Below are 19,521 nucleotides of genomic sequence, written 5' to 3'. Positions count from 1 at the left end.
GGGTAAGACGGTAAAGCCGGTGTAGCGCTTCAGATGCTCCAGCGAGCACTGAGCAGACGTTCGTTGAGCAGGCCCGGGGCCACCGGCTTGGGGCGGCGCGCCAGGGCGCTGTGAAACAGCTCCAGCGATTCGTTGAGACGCTGCTCAAGCACCGGCGCCAATTGGGCGGCGGCGCTGCCTTCGCCGTAGGCGATCTGGCTGTCGTCGGCGAAGATCCCCTGCAGGGTCTCCTGGGCCTTGAGCGCCGAGAGCACCGGCTTGAGCGCGTAGTCCACCGCCAGCATGTGGGCGATGCTGCCACCGGTGGCGATGGGCAGAACCACCTTGTGTTCCAGCGCACGCTCGGGCAGCAGGTCGAGCAGGGTCTTCAGCGCACCGGCGAAAGACGCCTTGTATACCGGGGTGGCAACCACCAGGCCGTCGGCCTGGGCTACCAGTTGCAGGAAGTGCTGCACCGTGGGGCTGTCGAAACGTGCGTGCAGCAGGTCTTCGGCGGGGAAATCACGCACCTGGAAGCTCACCACTTCCACGCCCTGGCTGTTCAGCCATTGCCGCGCGCGGTCGAGCAGGACGCCGGAGCGCGAACGCAGACTGGGACTACCGCCGAGAGAAACAACCAGCATTGGAGCACTTCCTTGATCGTGTTCTAGAGGGCCGCGAGATTGGATCTCGCTGGAGTGGAGTGACCATAACAGCTCGGCATATATACCAATAAATCATATTTTTTCATTTGTTTATTCTATCTGGAACTATAAGAGCTTCGCCGGCAAGGCCGGCTCCTACAGGGGGCAGTGCAACCTTGCAGGAGCCGGCCCTGCCGGCGAAAGAGGCCCGCGCGGACATAAAAAAAGGGCCGTCGAAACGGCCCCGAAATGCCCTGCTGTGGCTACATCAAAACATTCAACGGTTAGGCTGCGGGGTCAGGCGCAGGTACGGCTTGACCGCCCGGTAGCCCTTCGGAAAGCGCCGCTTGATTTCCTCTTCGTCCTTGAGCGACGGCACGATCACCACCTCGTCACCGTCCTGCCAGTTGGCCGGGGTGGCGACCTTGTGGTTGTCGGTGAGCTGCAACGAATCGATCACCCGCAAAATCTCGTTGAAGTTGCGGCCGGTGCTGGCCGGGTAGGTGATGGTCAGGCGGATCTTCTTGTTCGGGTCGATCACGAACAGGGAGCGTACCGTCAGGGTGTCGCTGGCGTTGGGGTGGATCAGGTCGTACAGGTCCGACACCTTGCGGTCGGCGTCGGCCAGGATCGGGAAGTTGACGAGGGTGTTCTGGGTTTCATTGATGTCTTCGATCCAGCGGTGGTGCGAGTCCACCGGGTCGACCGACAGCGCGATGGCCTTGACCCCGCGCTCGGCGAACTGGTCCTTGAGCTTGGCGGTGAAGCCCAGTTCCGTGGTGCACACCGGGGTGAAGTCGGCGGGGTGCGAGAACAGCACGCCCCAGCTGTCGCCCAGCCACTCGTGGAAGCGGATCTTGCCCGCGCTGGAATCCTGTTCGAAATCGGGGGCGATATCGCCGAGTCTGAGGCTCATGGTGCGGCTCCTTGGCTGGGTTGTTTATGACCTCACTGTAGCCTGCCTGTGCATAAGGTTAAAAAGAATAAATATCGATTTATTTATAACTGAAACAACTATCAATTTGTGCGCAAAAAAAACCCGCGCAGCGCAAGACTGAGCGGGCTGTTCTCGATTCTTACAGCAGCGGGATCGAGTAACTCAGGATCAGGCGATTCTCATCCTGATCGCGCTGGCCTTCGATATCGTTACGCCACATCGCGTTTTTCCACATGATACCCAAGCCCTTCAGCGTACCTTCTGGCACAACGTAAGCTAGGGTTATATCGCGTTCCCACTCGGTGCGATCACCGTTAGCAGTATCGATGTTGTCGCCTTTCAGGTAAGTCACGCCGGCAGTCGCGCCTGGCAGACCAACCTTGGCGAAATCGTAGGAGTATCGCGCTTGCCAGGTACGTTCGCCGGCGCGGGCAAACTTCTGGATTTGAGAGTCAGTAATGGTGTAGTTCGACGAACCATCACCTTGGTTCAGCCAAGGAAAGTCACTGCTGCCCTGACTAACCTGATAACCACCACCGAAGGTGTGACCGGCAACCGAGTAAAGGAACAGGGCACTGTACAGGTCATTGTCAACCTTCCCCCTGGTGACGCCGCTGCCGTAGTAGCCAGAGCTGAAATAGTCGGAGTCGTTCGAGTTGGCACCGTCGTCGGTGCTGTGGAAGTAGCGCAGATCAGTCTTCAGTACGCCTGGGCCAATCGACCAGTTGTGTACAGCGCCCAAGAAGTGCTGCTTGTAAAAGTCAGACAGGTTGCCGTAGTAGTACTGCAGCAACAGATCCTTGTTCACCTTGTAGTCAGCACCAGCGTAGATGAACTTGTTGCTGAATTGGCCGGTGCGAGCGCTGCTGGAGCCTCCGTTGGCACCGCCAATGGACATCCCTTCATTGTTGCTTGAGTTACGACCCTTGACATGCTCGATCTGCCCACCGATCAAAGTCAGGTCTTTGATCTCATTGGACGTGATCTGGCCACCCTCGAAGGTTTGTGGCAGCAAGCGACCATCGTTGTAAGAAATGACAGGCAACTTCGGCATCAGGGTGCCGTACCGCAACTCTGTCTGGGAAACTTTGGCTTTGGCGGTCAAGCCAACGCTGGAATAATCATTTACTGCGCGGCCGTCGCTGTCGGTTGGAAACACTGTGCCACCGAAGGCACCACTGCTGCGGTTGCCATGACGCCCCTTGCCGGAGTCCAGTCGAATACCCATCAGGCCGATAGCATCGACACCGAAACCAACAGTCCCTTCGGTGAAGCCCGAAGCGAAATCAAGCTGGAAGCCTTGGCCCCATTCCTCTTGGTAGCTGGCGTTTTTAGGTGCACTGGAATCACGGTTATCTGTGTTGATGTAAAAATTGCGCAGCTTGAGAGTTGCCTTGCTGTCTTCCACAAAACCGGCTGCACCCGCTTGCTGGGCCAGTACCCCTACGGCCACGGCAAGTGCCAGGCTGGACTTGTTCATGCATCACTCCTTTCGATTCTAATTTTTGTGTGTCGCTTGATGGGCAGACTCTGTCGTTCCGCTCCAAAGACGATTGGCGATTAGCACCAAAGCGTGACTGATAAGTCAATCGTAACCAGTCGTTTCACTACTTTGGTCTAAGGCGCCGGCCTTGGGTGCGAAGGATAATGACAATCCTATAAATCAAAAAAGACAATTTTGTGAATTTTTCAGATTATTACGGAATATAGTCCGATTATTTCAGCGTTTTGCAGGATAGCCCATAAGCTAATTCCCATATCTTCTTAAAAAGATATTTTTTATACCGATCATCTTCCTCATTGCCCCGGCAGCCCGCGATTGTTCACCACCCTGGCAGCGACCACCTTGACCCGGGTCATCCAGCCAATGACTCCTAAGCTAATGCCAAAAAGTTATTTATTTTGGAATTCTTAGATCAACTAGTCTTCTCCTCATCCACACCGCCTACCCGCCTGACGAGGAGTTTTCCATGACCCTGCCTGCCCCGCTGCGCCTGTTCACCGCCCTGGCCCTGGCCGGTGCCGCCTTCTTCGTCCAGGCCGCCGACCTGACCGTGGCCTACCAGACCACCGTCGATCCGGCCAAGGTGGCCCAGGTCGATGGCACCTATGAAAAGACCAGCAAGGCCAGCATCGACTGGCGCAAGTTCGACAGCGGCGCCGACGTGATCACCGCCGTCGCCTCCGGTGACGTACAGATCGGCTACCTGGGCTCCAGCCCCCTGGCCGCCGCCGCCACCCGCAAGCTGCCGGTGGAAACCTTCCTGATCGCCACCCAGATCGGCGCCGCCGAGGCACTGGTGGCTCGCGAGGGCAGCGGCATCAACTCGCCGCAGGACCTGATCGGCAAGAAGATCGCCGTACCGTTCGTGTCCACCGGCCACTACAGCCTGCTGGCCGCGCTCAAACAGTGGAACATCGACCCGTCCAAGGTGCAGATCCTCAACCTCGCGCCACCGGCGATCATCGCCGCCTGGAAGCGCGGCGACATCGACGCCACCTACGTATGGGACCCAGCCCTGGGCGTGGCCAAGGAAAACGGCAAGGTGCTGATCACCTCCGGCGAGCTGGCCGAAAAAGGCGCGCCGACCTTCGACGCCTGGATCGTGCGCAAGGACTTCGCCGCCAAGCACCCCGAGATCGTCAAGGCCTTCGCCAAGGTCACCCTCGACGCCTACGCCGACTACCGCAAAAACCCGCAAGCCTGGCTGGCCGACAAGGCCAACGTCGACAAGCTGGTCAAGCTTTCCGGCGCCAAGGCCGCGGACATTCCGGGCCTGCTGCAGGGCAACGTGTTCCCGCTGGCCGCCGACCAGGTCGCGGCCCTGGGCGCACCGACCACCAAGGCCATCACCGACACCGCCACCTTCCTCAAGGAACAAGGCAAGGTCGACGCGGTACTGCCGGACTACGCGCCCTATGTCAGCGCCCAGTTCATCACCAACTGACACCGGAGCCCCTTCATGGCCCTGCTACAACTGGAGCGCATCAGCGCACAGTACCCCGGCGCTGCCGAACCCGTACTGGCCGACATCTCACTGAGCCTGGGCCCGCAGCAGCTGCTGGTGGCCCTGGGCCCTTCCGGCAGCGGCAAGACTTCGCTGCTCAACCTGATCGCCGGCTTCGTCACCCCCAGCGCCGGGCGCATCACCCTCGATGGCCAAGCGGTGCAGGGCCCCGGCGCCGACCGTGGCGTGGTGTTCCAGGACGACGCCCTGCTGCCCTGGCAGGACGTACTGGCCAACGTCGGCTTCGGCCTGGAACTGGCCGGCGTACCCCGTGCACAACGTGAAGCCAGGGCCCGCGAAATGCTCGCCCTGGTGGACCTGGCCGACTTCGGCAGCCGGCGTATCTGGCAGTTGTCGGGCGGGCAGAAGCAGCGTGTGGGCCTGGCCCGTGCACTGGCTGCCGACCCGCGCATCCTGCTGATGGACGAGCCGTTCGGCGCCCTGGATGCATTCACCCGCGAACAGATGCAGGAACTGCTGCTGCAGGTGTGGCAACGCACCGCCAAGCCGGTGTTCCTGATTACCCACGACATCGAGGAGGCGGTGTTCCTGGCCACCGAACTGGTGCTGCTGGCGCCCAACCCGGGGCAGATCGTCGAGCGCCTGCAACTGGACTTCGGCCAGCGCTACGCCGCAGGCGAATCGGCACGCGCGATCAAGTCCGACCCACGCTTCATCGAAACCCGCGAGCACGTACTGTCGCGGGTGTTCTCCCAACGCAGCGCCACCCCGCGCAAGGAGCTCGCATGAGCAGCCTCGACCTGCCGGTAACGGCCAAACCTGCCGCTGCTGCAGCGGTGCCCGTGAAGGTGCGGCGCAGCCTGAGCACACGCTGGATCAGCGTACTGACCCTGGCCACGCTGCTGCTGGCCTGGTGGGCGGTGACCGCCGCCGAATGGATCGAGCCGCTGTTTCTGCCCTCGCCCGAGGCGGTGCTGGGCAAGGCCTGGCTACTGATGACCCAGGGCTACATGGAATCGACCCTGTGGCAGCACCTGGGCGCGAGCCTGCAGCGTATCGGCCTGGCCCTGGGCGCGGCGATCCTGACCGCGATCCCGATCGGCATCGCCATCGGCCACAACCGTATTGCCCGCGGCATCTTCGACCCGCTGATCGAGTTCTACCGGCCGATCCCGCCGCTGGCCTACCTGCCGTTGATCGTGATCTGGTGCGGCATCGGCGAGTTGTCCAAGGTGCTGCTGATCTACCTGGCGATCTTCGCCCCGATCGCCATCGCCACTGCCACCGGCGTGCGCACCGTCGACCCGGCCAGGCTGCGCGCCGCGCAGTCGCTGGGGGCCACCCGGGCACAACTGATTCGCCACGTGATCCTGCCCAGCGCGCTGCCCGACATTCTTACCGGCGTGCGCATCGGCCTGGGCGTGGGCTGGTCGACCCTGGTGGCCGCCGAACTGATTGCCGCCACCAGCGGGCTGGGCTTCATGGTGCAGTCAGCCGCGCAGTTCCTGGTGACCGACGTGGTGGTGTTGGGCATTCTGGTGATTGCCCTGATCGCCTTCGCATTGGAAATGAGCTTGCGCGCCCTGCAGCGCAAGCTGGTGCCCTGGCATGGCCAGAGCCATTGAGACTTGCACAAAGAGACCGACATGAGCCTGACCATTACCCCGCTGAGCCCCGCGCTCGGCGCCCAGATCAGCGGCATCGACCTGACCCGCGAGATCAGCCGTGAACACCGTGACGCCGTGGAGCAGGCGCTGCTCCAGCACCAGGTGCTGTTCTTTCGCGAGCAGCCGCTGACCCCGCAGCAGCAGGCCAGTTTTGCCGCGCGTTTCGGCGATCTGCACATTCACCCCATCTACCCCAACGTGCCCGAAACGCCACAGGTGCTGGTGCTCGACACGGCCGTCACCGATGTACGCGACAACGCCATCTGGCATACCGACGTGACCTTTCTGCCCACCCCGGCGCTGGGTGCGGTGCTCAGCGCCAAGCAGTTGCCGGCCTATGGTGGCGACACCCTGTGGGCCAGCGGCATTGCCGCCTATGAGGCACTGTCGGCGCCGCTGCGCCAGCTGCTCGACGGGCTGACCGCCACCCACGACTTCACCAAGTCGTTTCCGCTGGAGCGCTTTGGCAACACCGCCGAAGACCTGGCGCGCTGGGAAGCGGCGCGGCGCAACAACCCGCCGCTGTCGCACCCGGTGATCCGCACGCACCCGGTGAGCGGGCGCAAATCGCTGTTCGTGAGCGAAGGCTTCACTACCCGCATCAACGAACTGGGCGAGGCCGAGAGCGAGGCGATCCTGAAACTGCTGTTCGCCCACGCCACGCGCCCGGAGTTCACCATCCGCTGGCGTTGGCAGGAAAACGACGTGGCGTTCTGGGACAACCGCGTAACGCAGCATTACGCGGTAGACGATTACCGACCGCAGCGGCGGGTAATGCATCGGGCGACTATTCTGGGCGACAAGCCATTTTGAGGCGGTGCGCCGCGGCCATTGATTACGTACTACGTGGTACGAATCAAGGTATGAAAACACCCCGTTGGGCGTAGCTGGCAAGAGGGAGGCATTCGCCGGCAAATCCGGCTCCTGTAGGAGCCGGCCTTGCCGGCGAAGGGGCCGGCAGCCCTAACGCACCATATGCAAAAACTGCAGGTGACGCTCGTACTGGTCGAGGATGTCGTTGATGATCTGCTCCTTGCTGTAGCCCACCAGGTCGTAATCCTGGCTGCCTTCGCTCAGGTGCACCTCGGCGCGGTAGTAGCGCCGGTTCTTCAACTCCTGCGTGCCCAGCCCGGCCAGTGCGAACGATGGCGTGAAGTACCCGCGCATCTGCACCTGGTAGATGAACGGCTGCTCTTCGCCATGGCCGATCTTCAGGCTCACGTTGTCGTGGCTCGGGTCTTCCTGGGTGATGACATTCAGGCCCTTCTCGGCAAACACGTCGGTCACCTCGGCAATCGCCGGGCGCACCACGTCATCCATGAACCGGTACACCTCGTCCCGCGAGGGGAAGTGCACCGCCTGGCTCAGGCGATGCCGCCAGCCGCCACGCCCGCGCCGCGAGTTGGCGAACGGTGCCAGCGAGTGCATCTGCGCGATCTGACGCTGCGACTCCAGGTAGAACGCCTTGTGCAGGCCCCACATCATCGCCAGCAGGATCACCGAGAACGGCAGCGAGGTCAGCACCACCGCCGACTTGAGCGAGTCGATGCTGCCGGCAAACAGCAGCCCGCTGGTCACCAGCGCCGTCATCGCACCCCAGAACACCCGCAGCCAGTTGGGGCCGTCCTCGTCCGGGCTGCCGTCACGGGCCGACAGGGTCGAGAGCACCACCGTGCCCGAGTCGGCCGAAGTGACGAAGAACACGAAGCTGATGAACACCGTGACCGCGATCACCACCTTGCTCCACGGGTAGGTTTCCAGCAGCAGGTACAGGCTCATCGAGGGGTTTTCCAGCGCCGACTGCCCCAGCGCCGTAGCGCCATTGAGCACCTGCAGGATCGCGCTGTTGCCGAAGATGGACATCCACGCCAGGGTGAAGCCCAGCGGAATCAGCAGCACGCCGAACACGAATTCGCGGATGGTGCGCCCGCGGGAAATCCGTGCGATGAACAACCCGACGAACGGCGCCCAGGCAATCCACCAGGCCCAGTAGAACACCGTCCAGCCGCCCAGCCAGTCGCTCGGTTCGTTGTAGGCGTACACGTCGAAGCTCTTGCGCGGCAACGCGCCCAAGTAGTCGCCCAGGTTCTGGATCAGGGTGTTGAACAGGTGCTGGGTAGGCCCGGCGAACAGTACGAACAGCAGCAATGCGCAGGCCAGCACCATGTTGATGTCGGACATCACCCGCACGCCCTTGTCGACCCCGGCGATGGCCACCACCACCGCTGCCCCCATCATCAGGCTGATCAGGATCACCTGCACCCACTGGGTGTGCGGGATGCCGAACAGGTAGTCCAGGCCCGAGTTAAGGTGCAGCACGCCAAAGCCCATGTCGGCGCCCAGGCCGAACACCGTGGCGATGATGCCGAAGCCGTCCACCGCGTAGCCGATGGGGCCGTTGATGCGCTTGCCGATCAGCGGGTACAGCGCCGAACGCAGCGCCAGCGGCAGGTTGTGGCGGTAGGCGAAGTAGGCCAGCGCCATGCCCACGAAGGCGAACACGCCCCAGCCATGCAGGCCCCAGTGCAGAAACAGCAGCTGCATCGCCTGGCGCCCGGCCTCGGCGGTGCCGGCTTCGCCCTGGGGCGGCTGCAGCAGGTGGGTCAGGGGTTCGGAGACGCAGAAGAAGAACAGCGTGATGCTGATGCCGGCGGCGAACAGCATGCCGGCCCACGACAGGTAGCTGAACTCGGGTTCGTCGTGGTCGGCACCGAGCTTGATCTTGCCGTAGCCGGACAAGGCGGTGACCACCACGAAGACCAGGTACAGGGTCATCGCCAGCATGTAGTACCAGCCCACGGTGTTGGCGGCCCAGTTCTGCGCCGCCAGCAGCCATTCACCGGCCACCTGCGGGTTGCTGATCACGGCCAGGCCGAACAGCAGGATGAAGCTGGCGGCAAAATAGAACACCGGGGGGTTCATGCGGATAGTGCTGGGGGTATTCGAAGACGGTGCACTCATTGCGTGTGCACCTCGCGGGGGTGTGTGAGGGTTGAGTTGTACGGGTTCAGCAAAGGGTTTCCTCCTGTTGAACACCGGCAGCGGACCACCGTTTAAGTTGAACGAGCGTTCAAGTTAAACATGGATGGGGGTTACGGTGCGACCCATCGCGGGTCAAGCCCGCTCCCACAACAACAGCGGTGATCGTTGTGGGAGCGGGCTCGGCCCGCGATGAGGCCTTCAAAAACACTGAAGATCTACTTCTGCGTCCCATCATCATGCTGCAGATTGGCCTGGGTCAGGTTGCTGCCTGCCGCCACACTGCGGGTCAGCCACACATTGCCGCCGATGGTCGAGCCCTTGCCGATGGTGATACGCCCCAGAATAGTCGCGCCGGCGTAAATCACCACGTCGTCCTCGACGATCGGGTGGCGCGGCTGGCCCTTCTGCAACTGCCCCGACTCGTCCGCCGGGAACCGCTTGGCGCCCAGGGTCACCGCCTGGTAGATACGCACCCGCTCGCCAATGATCGCCGTCTCGCCGATCACCACACCGGTGCCATGGTCGATGAAGAAGCTCGGGCCGATCTGCGCGCCGGGGTGAATGTCGATGCCGGTGGCCGAATGCGCGAGCTCCGAACTGATGCGCGCCAGCAGCGGCAGCCCGGCGCGGTACAGGTGATGCGCCAGGCGGTGGTGGATCACTGCCAGCACGCCGGGGTAGCACAGCAGCACCTCGTCCACGCTGCGCGCCGCCGGGTCGCCGTGATAGGCCGCCAGTACATCGGTATCGAGCAACGTGCGCAGGCCCGGCAGGGCGGCGGCGAAATCCTGGATCAGGCGCAGCGCCTGGGCGTCAATCTCCAGCGACTCGGCCTTGCCCTGGCGCGCGGCGTAGCGCAGCTCAAGGCGCGCCTGGGCCAGCAATGCGGTCAGCGCCGCGTCCAGGGTGTTGCCCACATAGAAGTCTTCGCTCTCCTCGCGCAGGTCCACCGGGCCCAGGCGCATGGGGAACAGCGCGCCGCACAGCTGCTCGAGAATCTGGCGCATCGCCTCGCGCGAGGGCAGCTCGCGCCCGCCCTGCTCGCCACTGCTTCGGCCATTGCGGCTGCGCCATTGGTCACGGGCTGAACGCAGCTGGCTGACGAGGGTTTGCAACTGCCAATGGCCTGTTTGCGCGTTGTCGCTCACGGTTGTCTCTCCTGACGCGGCGGCGGCTTGTGGAGGGGGTGGCCGCCTTGTTGCGGATCACTTTACGGCAAATGGCCACGGCGGAAAAAATATCCCTTTATGCGCTTTGGCTATAAATCCGGCATAAGCCGGCCCAGTGGAAGAGACGCCCACGGCTGCCTATAGTCGAAGTTTCCCCAGTCAGCCCGATGCCATGATCGAACACCAGCTCGAACGCTTCAAACGCCTGCCCTTGCTCGATGCACCCACCCCGCTGCACCGGCTCGAACGCCTGTCGGCCTGGGCCGGGCGCGACATCTACATCAAGCGCGACGACCTCACCCCGCTGGCCCTGGGCGGCAACAAGCTGCGCAAGCTCGAGTACCTGGCCGCCGACGCGCTGGCCAGCGGTGCCGATACGCTGATCACCGCCGGCGCCATCCAGTCCAACCACGTGCGCCAGACCGCAGCACTGGCCGCGCAACTGGGCCTGGGCTGCGTGGCCCTGCTGGAAAACCCCATCGGCACCGATTCCCCCGCCTACCAGCACAACGGCAACCGCCTGCTGCTGGAGCTGTTCGACGCCAGGGTCGAGCTTGTGGATAACCTCGACGATGCCGATGACCAGTTGCAGGCGCTGGCCGTGCGCCTGCATGCCAGCGGGCGCAAGCCCTACATCGTGCCGATTGGCGGTTCCAATGCGCGTGGCGCCCTGGGCTATGTGCGCGCCGGGCTGGAGCTGGCCGAGCAGATCACCCGCAGCGGGCAGACCTTCGCCGGGGTGGTGCTGGCCTCCGGCAGTGCGGGCACCCACAGCGGCCTGGGCCTGGCGCTGGCCCAAGCGCTGCCGCAACTGCCGTTGATCGGCGTGACCGTGTCGCGCAGCGACGAGGCCCAGCGCCCCAAGGTGCAGGGCCTGGCCGAACGCACCGCCGAGCTGCTGGGCATCGACCTGCCTGACGCCTTCAAGGTCGAACTGTGGGACGAGTACTTCGCGCCGCGCTACGGCGAACCGAATGCCGGCACCCTGGCCGCCATCCGCCTGCTGGCCAGCCACGAGGGCCTGCTGCTGGACCCGGTGTACACCGGCAAGGCCATGGCCGGGCTGCTCGACGGCATCGCGCGCCAGCGTTTCGACGAGGGCCCGCTGATTTTTCTGCATACCGGTGGGGCACCTGCATTATTCGCCTACCCTGAGGTCTGGAGCAGTCAACCAATAACGGCTTAATTGATATCAGCGGGGCCAGTCATGACGATTTCCGTATTCGGTAAACAGTTGCTGGGCACAGGGGCTGCCCTGGTACTTGGCCTGGGCCTGCTTGGCCAGGCGGTCGCCGGCGAGCAATTGCAGAAGATCAAGGACAGCGGCAGCATCAGTGTCGGCCTGGAGGGTACCTACCCGCCGTTCAGCTTCGTCGACACCGACGGCAAGCTGACCGGCTTCGAGGTCGAGCTGTCCGAGGCCCTGGCCAAGGAACTCGGGGTCAAGGCCAGGCTGCAGCCGACCAAGTGGGACGGCATCCTCGCCGCCCTTGAATCCAAGCGTCTGGACATCGTGGTCAACCAGGTGACCATCTCCGACGAGCGCAAGAAGAAATACGACTTCTCCGAGCCCTACACCGTTTCCGGCATCCAGGCCCTGGTGCTGACCAAGAACAAGGACACCCTCAAGACCGCACAGGACCTGGCCGGCAAGAAGGTGGGCGTGGGCCTGGGCACCAACTACGAGCAATGGCTCAAGGACAACGTGCCCAAGGCCATCATCAAGACCTACGACGATGACCCGAGCAAGTTCCAGGACCTGCGCGTGGGCCGCATCGACGCCATCCTGATCGACCGCCTGGCGGCACTGGAATACGCCAGAAAAGCCAAGGACACCATCGCCGCCGGCGACGCCTTCTCGCGCCAGGAAGCCGGCGTGGCCCTGCGCAAGGGCGAGCCGGAACTGCTCGACGCGATCAACAAGGCCCTCGACAAACTGCGCGCCGACGGCACGCTGAAAAAGCTTTCCGAGAAGTATTTCAGTGCTGACGTGACGCAATGATCGAAGAGAGCCTGCAGCTGGCCCTGGACAGCGCGCCCTTTCTGCTCAAGGGCGCCTACTTCACGGTGTTCCTGAGCCTGGGCGGGATGTTCTTCGGCCTGTTGATCGGCTTCGGCCTGGCGCTGATGCGCCTGTCTGCGATCAAGCTGCTGAGCTGGACGGCGCGGGTCTACGTGTCGTTCTTTCGCGGCACGCCGCTGCTGGTGCAGCTGTTCATGATCTATTACGGCCTGCCGCAGCTGGGCATCGAGCTGGACCCGCTGCCCGCGGCGCTGATCGGGTTTTCCCTGAACATGGCCGCCTATGCCTGTGAAATCCTGCGCGCCGCGATCAGCTCCATCGACCGCGGCCAGTGGGAGGCCGCCGCCAGCATCGGCATGACCCGCGGCCAGGCGATGCGCCGCGCGATCCTGCCGCAGGCCGCGCGCACCGCCCTGCCGCCGCTGGGCAACAGTTTCATCTCGCTGGTCAAGGACACCGCGCTGGCCGCCACCATCCAGGTGCCGGAGCTGTTCCGCCAGGCCCAGCTGATTACCGCACGCACCTTCGAGATCTTCACCATGTACCTGGCCGCCGCCCTGATCTACTGGGTGCTGGCCAGCGCGCTGGCCCACCTGCAGAACCGTCTGGAAGCGCGGGTCAACCGCCATGACCTGGAGCCCTGAGGCATGATCGAAGTCACCCGCCTGAGCAAGCAGTTCAACGGCCTGACCGTGCTCGACGACATCAGCCTGACGGTCGAGGCCGGTGAAGTGATCGCCATCATCGGCCCCAGCGGCTCGGGCAAGACCACCTTCCTGCGCTGCCTGAACCTGCTGGAGACCCCCAGCAGCGGACGCATTCGTGTGGCCGACATCGAGATCGACGGCGACCGCCCGCTGGCCAAGCAGGCCACGTTGATTCGCCACCTGCGCCAGCAGGTCGGTTTCGTGTTCCAGAACTTCAACCTGTTCCCGCACCGCACCGCCCTGGAGAACGTCATCGAGGGGCCGCTGGTGGTCAAGAAGGCCCCCCGCGAAAAGGCCCTGGCCCTGGGCCGTGCGCTGCTGGCCAAGGTCGGCCTGGCGGGCAAGGAGGATGCCTACCCGCGGCGCCTGTCCGGTGGCCAGCAGCAGCGCGTGGCCATTGCCCGTGCATTGGCCATGGAGCCGCAGGTGATCCTGTTCGACGAACCCACCTCGGCGCTGGACCCCGAGCTGGTGGGCGAGGTGCTGGCGACCATTCGCGGCCTGGCCCAGGAAAACCGCACCATGATCATCGTCACCCACGAAATGAACTTCGCCCGCGACGTGGCCAACCGGGTGATCTTTTTCGACAAGGGCGTGATCGTCGAACAGGGCGAGGCCAAGGCCCTGTTCGCCGCGCCGAAGGAAGAACGCACACGCCAGTTTCTGGGCAAGTTTCTCGGCGCGCAGGGCCACGCCCACTGACCCGGATGCACCGCCCGAGCACAGACAAATCCGAGTTTATCCACAGCCCCCATGCCGCTTCGGGTAGGACCGCTCTGAAGCGCTGCCGACTGCCCGGTCACGGCCATCGGGCACCTTGACTCACCTGCCGATCCAGCCAATAACCAAAGCCTCGTGCCACCACCCGCACAAGGAAACGGACCATGCACCGCGCAGCCAAAGGATCTGAACTGCCGCCCCCCGCCCTGCTCCATATCGCGCCCCATGGCATTGGCGTGCACACCGCCAGCCACCTGCAAGCCAGCATCCAGACCGCACCGACCCTGCAGGCCGGCGACCTGCTGGAGCTGTTCTGGGGCAACCGCTACGTGGCCGCGCATCTACTGCGCGCCGGCGAGCCCGGCACCTCGATCGCCCTCGGCGTGCCCAGGCAGATGCTCTACCCGGGGCTCAACACCCTGCACTACCGCCTGCTCCAGCCCGGCCAGCACCCGCGACGCTCCGCGCCATTGCAGGTAGCGGTCAAGCTGAACTGCCCCGGCGGCTACGTGACCACCCCGGAGAACCCGCACCTGACGCCCTTGCACCTGCCTGGCCGGCTGCTGCGCCAAGGGCTGGATCTGAGCCGCTGCGGGCAGGGTGTACCGTTCAACATCGCGCCGTACCGGCACATGGCCGAAGGCGATGCGATCACCCTGCGCTGGGCCGACCTGCGCATCGACCTGGCGCCACTGCCCAGCGACGGTATCGGCTGCCCGATACAGGGCCTGATCCCGCCCCAAGTGCTGCTGGAAGCCGGCAACGACGAGCACCTGGACGCCAGCTACTGCATTCTGGACAAGGTCGGCAACTGCTCGCAGTGGGCCCCGGCCGTGCGCCTGCGGGTGTTCGGCCAAGGGCCGCGGAGGCACTTCTATGCATATTCCTAAAGGTTAGTTTATTTAATTTTTATACACGCTTAGGGTATATAGACCGGACCACCGGACCAGCGCATTTCTGTCGCCCATATCGATCACGGCGACGTTTCCAATACGTGAGGTAGGTATGGTCAGGAACACAATCACCCCAGTGCGCAACGCCAGGGCATTGAGTGCAGCCAAGGAGCGGTACTGATGTCCAGCTTGGTACACGACGCAGTCCACAGCGATCTGGACAACGCCCCATTACTGCTGCCGGCCAAGGTCCTGCGCAATGACGCAGAGGCCCTGGAGGCCGCCCATGAACTGGCCGCCGCCGCGCGCCTGCAGGCCGCCCGCCGCGACCAGCAGCGCAAGCTGCCGTGGGCCGAGATCGAGCAGTTCACCCGCAGCGGCCTGGGCAGCATCAGCATCCCGCGCGAGCACGGCGGGCCGGACGTTTCCTTCGCCACCATCGCCGAGGTGTTCCGCATCATCAGTGCGGCCGACCCGGCCCTGGGGCAGATCCCGCAGAACCAGTTCGGCATCCTCCAGCAGGTCAAGAACACCGGCAACGAACGCCAGAAGCACCTGCTGTTCAAGTCGGTGCTCGACGGCTGGCGCATCGGCAATGCCGGCCCCGAGCGCGGCAGCAAGAACACCCTCGAACTCAAGGCCCGCGCCGTGCGCCAGGGCGATCACTTTCTGCTCACCGGGCAGAAGTTCTATTCCACCGGCGCGCTGTTCGCCCACTGGGTGGCAGTCAAGGCGCTGAACGACGACGGGCGCCAGGTCATGGCCTTCGTGCGCCGTGGCAGCCCGGGCCTGCGTATCGTCGACGACTGGTCCGGCTTCGGCCAGCGCACCACCGCCAGCGGCACGGTGCTGCTCAACGAGGTGCCGGTGGACGCGGAGCTGGTGCTCGACAACTGGCGCCAGGCCGACAGCCCCAACATCCAGGGCGCCGCCTCGCAGCTGGTGCAGGCCGCCATCGACGCCGGCATCGCCGAGGCCGCAGTGGCCGATGCGATCAGCTTCGTGCGCGAACGCGCGCGGCCGTGGGTCGACGCCAAGGTCGATCGCGCCAGTGACGACCCCTATGTGATTGCCGACATCGGCCGCCTGACCCTCGAACTGCATGCCGCCCAGGCGCTGCTCGGCCGCGCCGCGCGCGTGCTCGACGAGGTCAACGCCGCGCCCATCGATGCCGCCGCTGCCGCACGTGCCTCGATTGCCGTGGCCGAAGCCAAGGTGCTGACCACCGAGATTGCCCTGCAGGCCAGCGAGAAGCTGTTCGAGCTGTCGGGCAGCCGCGCCACCCTGGCCGAGTTCAACCTCGACCGGCACTGGCGCAACGCCCGCGTGCACACCCTTCACGACCCGGTGCGCTGGAAGTACCACGCCGTGGGCGCCTACCACCTCAACGCGACCCTGCCTGCCCGGCATTCCTGGATCTGACCAGACCACTGGAGCCCTCTCATGAGCCTATTGCCGCAACCGCACGATCTCGTGGCGGTCATCTCTTCTGATGCCCAGGCGTTGGAAACTGCCGAACAGATTGCCGAACAACTGCGCCGCGACAGCATCGAGCGCGATCGCGAACGCCGCCTGCCGCACCCGGAACTGGCGCTGTTCTCGCGCTCGGGCCTGTGGGGCATCAGCGTGCCGAAAGCCTTCGGTGGCGCGGGCGTGTCCAACGTCACCCTGGCCAAGGTCATCGCCCGTATCGCCCAGGCCGACGCCTCGCTGGGGCAGATCCCGCAGAACCATTTCTACGCCCTTGAAGTGCTGCGCGTGAACGGCAGCCCGCAGCAGCAGGCACGCCTGTACGCCGAGGTGCTGGCCGGCAGGCGCTTCGGCAACGCCCTGGCCGAACTGGGCACCAAGACCGCCCACGACCGCACCACCGCCCTCACCCGTGACGGTGACGGCTACCGCATCAACGGCCGCAAGTTCTACGCCACTGGCGCGCTGTACGCGCAGCGCATCCCCACCTCGGTGATCGACGAACAGGGCGTACAACAGCTGGCCTTCGTGCCCGCCGACAGCGCCGGGCTCGACGTGATCGACGACTGGAGCGGCTTCGGCCAGCGCACCACCGGCAGTGGCTCGGTGGTGTTCGACAACGTGCGTGTCGAGGCCGACGATGTGGTGCCGTTCCAGAGCGCCTTCGAGCGCCCGACCCCGGTCGGCCCGCTGGCGCAGATTCTGCACGCCGCCATCGACACCGGCATCGCCCGCGCCGCCTATGAAGATGCCCTGCATTTTGTGCGCACGCGCACCCGGCCATGGATCGACTCGGGCATCGACAAGGCAGTCGACGACCCGTTGACGCTCAAGTCCTTCGGTCACCTGGCGATCCGCCTGCATGCCACCGAAGCCTTGCTCGAACGCGCCGGCGAATACCTCGACCGAGCCCAGGCCGAGACCAATGCCGACACCGTCGCGGCGGCCTCCATCGCCGTGGCCGAGGCGCGCGCCATCAGTACCGAGATCTCCCTGGCCGCCGGCAGCACGCTGTTCGAACTGGCCGGCAGCCAGGCCACCCTGGCCGAACACGGCATGGACCGCCACTGGCGCAACGCCCGCGTGCACACCCTGCACGACCCGGTGCGCTGGAAGTACCACGCCATCGGCAACTTCTACCTCAACGATGAAAACCCACCGTTGCGGGGCACCATCTGATGGCGAAAAAGAAGATCCTGCTCAACGCGTTCAACATGAACTGCGTGGGGCATATCAACCACGGCCTGTGGACGCACCCGCGCGACACCTCGACCCGGTACAAGACCCTCGAGTACTGGACCGACCTGGCGCGGTTGCTCGAGCGCGGGCTGTTCGACGGCCTGTTCATCGCCGACATCGTCGGGGTGTACGACGTGTACCAGCAGTCGGTCGATGTGCCACTCAAGGAGTCCATCCAGCTGCCGGTCAACGACCCGCTGCTGCTGGTGTCGGCGATGGCCGCGGTCACCCGCCACCTGGGTTTCGGCCTCACCGCCAACCTCACCTACGAGCCGCCGTACCTGTTCGCGCGCAGGCTCTCGACCCTCGACCACCTGAGCAATGGTCGGGTGGGCTGGAACATCGTCACCGGCTACCTCGACAGCGCGGCCAAGGCCATGGGCCTGGACGCGCAGCCCGAGCACGACCGGCGCTACGACCAGGCCGACGAATACCTGCAGGTGCTGTACAAGCTGCTCGAAGGCAGCTGGGAAAACGACGCCGTGCGCAATGACCGCGCACAGCGCGTGTACGCCGACCCGGCCAAGGTGCACAAGGTGCAGCACCACGGCGAATTCTACCGGGTGGAGGGTTATCACCTGTGCGAACCGTCGCCACAGCGCACCCCGGTGCTGTTCCAGGCCGGCGCGTCCGAGCGTGGCCTGGCGTTTGCCGGGCAGCATGCCGAATGCGTGTTCATCAGTGGCCAGAACAAGGCCGCGACCCGCGCCCAGGTCGACAAGGTGCGCGCCGCGGCCACGGCGGCCGGGCGTGATGGCGACGCGGTGAAGGTGTTCATGGGCCTCACCGTGATCGTGGCCCGCACCGAGGAGCAGGCCCGCGCCAAGCACGCCGAGTACCTGCGCCATGCCAGCCCCGAGGCCGGCGTGGCGCACTTTGCCAGCTCCACCGGCATCGACTTTGCCGAATACGACCTGGACGAGCCGATCCAGTACGTCAAGAGCAACGCCATCCAGTCCGCCACCAAGCACCTGCAGAACAACGACTGGACCCGGCGCAAGCTGCTCGACCAGCACGCCCTGGGCGGGCGCTACATCACCCTGGTCGGCTCGCCGACCCAGGTTGCCGACGAACTGGAGCGCTGGATCGAGGAGACCGGCCTGGACGGCTTCAACCTGGCCCGCACCGTCACCCCGGAAAGCTATGAGGACTTCATCGACCTGGTGATCCCCGAGCTGCAACGTCGCGGTTCGTACAAGACCGCCTACACCGACGGCAGCCTGCGCGAAAAACTCTTCGCCGCCGGCCCGCACCTGCCCGCCGACCATACCGGCGCGGGCTATCGCACCCTCAACCCGACTGGAGCGCAACCGCATGCTTAAGACATTTCTGGCCCGCCCTGTCGCGGCCCTGGCCCTGGCCCTCGGCCTGATCGGTGGCGCCCATGCCAACGATGCACCGCTCAAGGTCGGCACCACCGCAGCCTTCGCCCCGGCCCTGGAAGCGGCCGTGGACGAGGCCAAGAAGCAGGGCCTCAAGGTGGAACTGGTGGAGTTCAGCGACTGGATCGCGCCCAACGTCAGCCTCGCCGCCGGCGACCTCGACGTGAACTACTTCCAGCACATCCCGTTCCTGGAAAACGCCAACGCCGCGGCGGGCTCGACGCTGGTGCCGTATGCACCGGGCATCATCAACAATGTCGGGCTGTACTCGAAAAAGTACAAAAGCTTCGACGAGCTGCCCCAGGGCGCCACCGCCGCCATCGCCAACGACCCGATCAACGGCGGGCGCGGCCTGCAACTGCTGGCCAAGGCCGGCCTGATCACGCTCAAGCCGGGGGTGGGCTACAAGGCCACCGAGGACGACATCGTCGCCAACCCGAAAAAGCTCAGAATCCTGCAGGTCGAGGCCGTGCAACTGGTACGTGCCTATGACGATGCCGACCTGGTGCAGGGCTACCCGCACTACATCCGCCTGGCCAACACCTTCGATGCAGGTTCGGCGCTGATGTTCGACGGCGTGGAGCACAAGGAATACGTGATCCAGTTCGTGATCCGCCCGCAGAGCAAGGACGACCCGCGCCTGGCCAGGTTCGTGGATATCTACCAGCACTCGCCGGTGGTACGCGCAGCCCTCGACAAAGCCTACGGCAAGCTCTACCAGCCGGGCTGGGAGAGCTGAG

The 19,521-nt window shown here is 64.5% G+C and carries 18 protein-coding genes; 13 read left to right on the top strand and 5 right to left on the bottom strand.

Annotated elements, in window-relative coordinates:
* Positions 1 to 29: 29 nt before the first annotated feature.
* From ssuE to LOY33_RS01000, 3 genes are all read right to left on the bottom strand, one after another.
* Positions 30 to 623 carry an NADPH-dependent FMN reductase gene (gene ssuE, locus LOY33_RS01010; protein WP_043861611.1) on the bottom strand — a complete coding sequence of 198 codons (594 nt, stop codon included), beginning with the start codon at positions 621 to 623 and terminating at the stop codon, positions 30 to 32.
* 277 nt (positions 624 to 900) lie between these two features.
* A complete protein-coding gene (locus LOY33_RS01005; RefSeq protein ID WP_054915909.1) occupies positions 901 to 1,539 on the bottom strand; it encodes a peroxiredoxin in 639 nt (212 codons plus the stop codon).
* 160 nt (positions 1,540 to 1,699) lie between these two features.
* Positions 1,700 to 3,040, bottom strand: a complete 1,341-nt coding sequence (locus LOY33_RS01000) for an OprD family porin (protein WP_258660737.1) — start codon at positions 3,038 to 3,040, stop codon at positions 1,700 to 1,702.
* 490 nt (positions 3,041 to 3,530) lie between these two features.
* Between LOY33_RS01000 and tauA the strand changes: the two genes are divergently transcribed.
* Genes tauA through tauD form a run of 4 tightly spaced genes read left to right on the top strand, consistent with a single transcriptional unit; the run spans position 3,531 to position 7,009 of the window.
* A complete protein-coding gene (tauA, locus tag LOY33_RS00995) occupies positions 3,531 to 4,508 on the top strand; it encodes a taurine ABC transporter substrate-binding protein (RefSeq protein ID WP_043861608.1) in 978 nt (325 codons plus the stop codon).
* A gap of 15 nt (positions 4,509 to 4,523) precedes the next feature.
* Positions 4,524 to 5,318, top strand: a complete 795-nt coding sequence (gene tauB / locus LOY33_RS00990; protein ID WP_043861607.1) for a taurine ABC transporter ATP-binding subunit — start codon at positions 4,524 to 4,526, stop codon at positions 5,316 to 5,318.
* Positions 5,315 to 6,154 (top strand): taurine ABC transporter permease TauC, encoded by an 840-nt coding sequence (gene tauC, locus LOY33_RS00985; RefSeq protein WP_043861606.1) that lies wholly within the window; start codon positions 5,315 to 5,317, stop codon positions 6,152 to 6,154. Before tauB ends, tauC begins: the two co-directional genes overlap by 4 nt.
* Positions 6,155 to 6,175: 21 nt before the next feature.
* Complete coding sequence (gene tauD / locus LOY33_RS00980) at positions 6,176 to 7,009, top strand: taurine dioxygenase (protein ID WP_054915908.1); 834 nt, start codon at positions 6,176 to 6,178, stop codon at positions 7,007 to 7,009.
* 150 nt (positions 7,010 to 7,159) lie between these two features.
* Here tauD and betT read toward each other — a convergent pair whose 3' ends face one another.
* Together betT and epsC are read right to left on the bottom strand one after the other, a co-directional pair.
* Positions 7,160 to 9,157: a choline transporter BetT gene (betT, locus tag LOY33_RS00975; protein WP_054915907.1), complete on the bottom strand. Its 1,998-nt coding sequence runs from the start codon at positions 9,155 to 9,157 to the stop codon at positions 7,160 to 7,162.
* A gap of 236 nt (positions 9,158 to 9,393) precedes the next feature.
* Positions 9,394 to 10,326 (bottom strand): serine O-acetyltransferase EpsC, encoded by a 933-nt coding sequence (gene epsC / locus LOY33_RS00970; protein WP_043861603.1) that lies wholly within the window; start codon positions 10,324 to 10,326, stop codon positions 9,394 to 9,396.
* A 193-nt stretch (positions 10,327 to 10,519) separates the two neighbouring features.
* Between epsC and LOY33_RS00965 the strand changes: the two genes are divergently transcribed.
* The 9 genes from LOY33_RS00965 (at position 10,520) to LOY33_RS00925 (ending at position 19,520) form a co-directional block, all read left to right on the top strand.
* The gene (locus tag LOY33_RS00965) at positions 10,520 to 11,533 is read left to right on the top strand and encodes a D-cysteine desulfhydrase (RefSeq protein WP_043861602.1); all 1,014 of its coding nucleotides are present in this window, start codon (positions 10,520 to 10,522) and stop codon (positions 11,531 to 11,533) included.
* 21 nt (positions 11,534 to 11,554) lie between these two features.
* Entirely contained in the window at positions 11,555 to 12,349 is a 795-nt protein-coding gene (tcyJ, locus tag LOY33_RS00960) for a cystine ABC transporter substrate-binding protein (protein WP_100632959.1), read from the top strand.
* A complete protein-coding gene (gene tcyL, locus LOY33_RS00955) occupies positions 12,346 to 13,014 on the top strand; it encodes a cystine ABC transporter permease (protein ID WP_088514101.1) in 669 nt (222 codons plus the stop codon). Before tcyJ ends, tcyL begins: the two co-directional genes overlap by 4 nt.
* Before the next feature lie 3 nt (positions 13,015 to 13,017).
* Positions 13,018 to 13,779 (top strand): L-cystine ABC transporter ATP-binding protein TcyN, encoded by a 762-nt coding sequence (gene tcyN / locus LOY33_RS00950; RefSeq protein ID WP_058541691.1) that lies wholly within the window; start codon positions 13,018 to 13,020, stop codon positions 13,777 to 13,779.
* Between the two features lie 182 nt (positions 13,780 to 13,961).
* A complete protein-coding gene (locus LOY33_RS00945; protein ID WP_258660727.1) occupies positions 13,962 to 14,687 on the top strand; it encodes a hypothetical protein in 726 nt (241 codons plus the stop codon).
* A 183-nt stretch (positions 14,688 to 14,870) separates the two neighbouring features.
* Complete coding sequence (locus LOY33_RS00940; RefSeq protein WP_054915904.1) at positions 14,871 to 16,112, top strand: SfnB family sulfur acquisition oxidoreductase; 1,242 nt, start codon at positions 14,871 to 14,873, stop codon at positions 16,110 to 16,112.
* Between the two features lie 21 nt (positions 16,113 to 16,133).
* A complete protein-coding gene (locus LOY33_RS00935; RefSeq protein ID WP_258660721.1) occupies positions 16,134 to 17,339 on the top strand; it encodes an SfnB family sulfur acquisition oxidoreductase in 1,206 nt (401 codons plus the stop codon).
* Positions 17,339 to 18,721 (top strand): LLM class flavin-dependent oxidoreductase, encoded by a 1,383-nt coding sequence (locus LOY33_RS00930; protein ID WP_258660719.1) that lies wholly within the window; start codon positions 17,339 to 17,341, stop codon positions 18,719 to 18,721. Before LOY33_RS00935 ends, LOY33_RS00930 begins: the two co-directional genes overlap by 1 nt.
* Positions 18,714 to 19,520 carry a MetQ/NlpA family ABC transporter substrate-binding protein gene (locus tag LOY33_RS00925; RefSeq protein WP_054915901.1) on the top strand — a complete coding sequence of 269 codons (807 nt, stop codon included), beginning with the start codon at positions 18,714 to 18,716 and terminating at the stop codon, positions 19,518 to 19,520. Before LOY33_RS00930 ends, LOY33_RS00925 begins: the two co-directional genes overlap by 8 nt.
* Position 19,521: the final 1 nt, after the last annotated feature.

Source organism: Pseudomonas sp. B21-036 (assembly GCF_024748925.1).
Lineage (GTDB): Bacteria > Pseudomonadota > Gammaproteobacteria > Pseudomonadales > Pseudomonadaceae > Aquipseudomonas > Aquipseudomonas palmensis.
The sequence above is the reverse complement of the archived record's forward strand: the minus strand, read 5'-3'. Positions and strand labels throughout refer to the sequence as shown.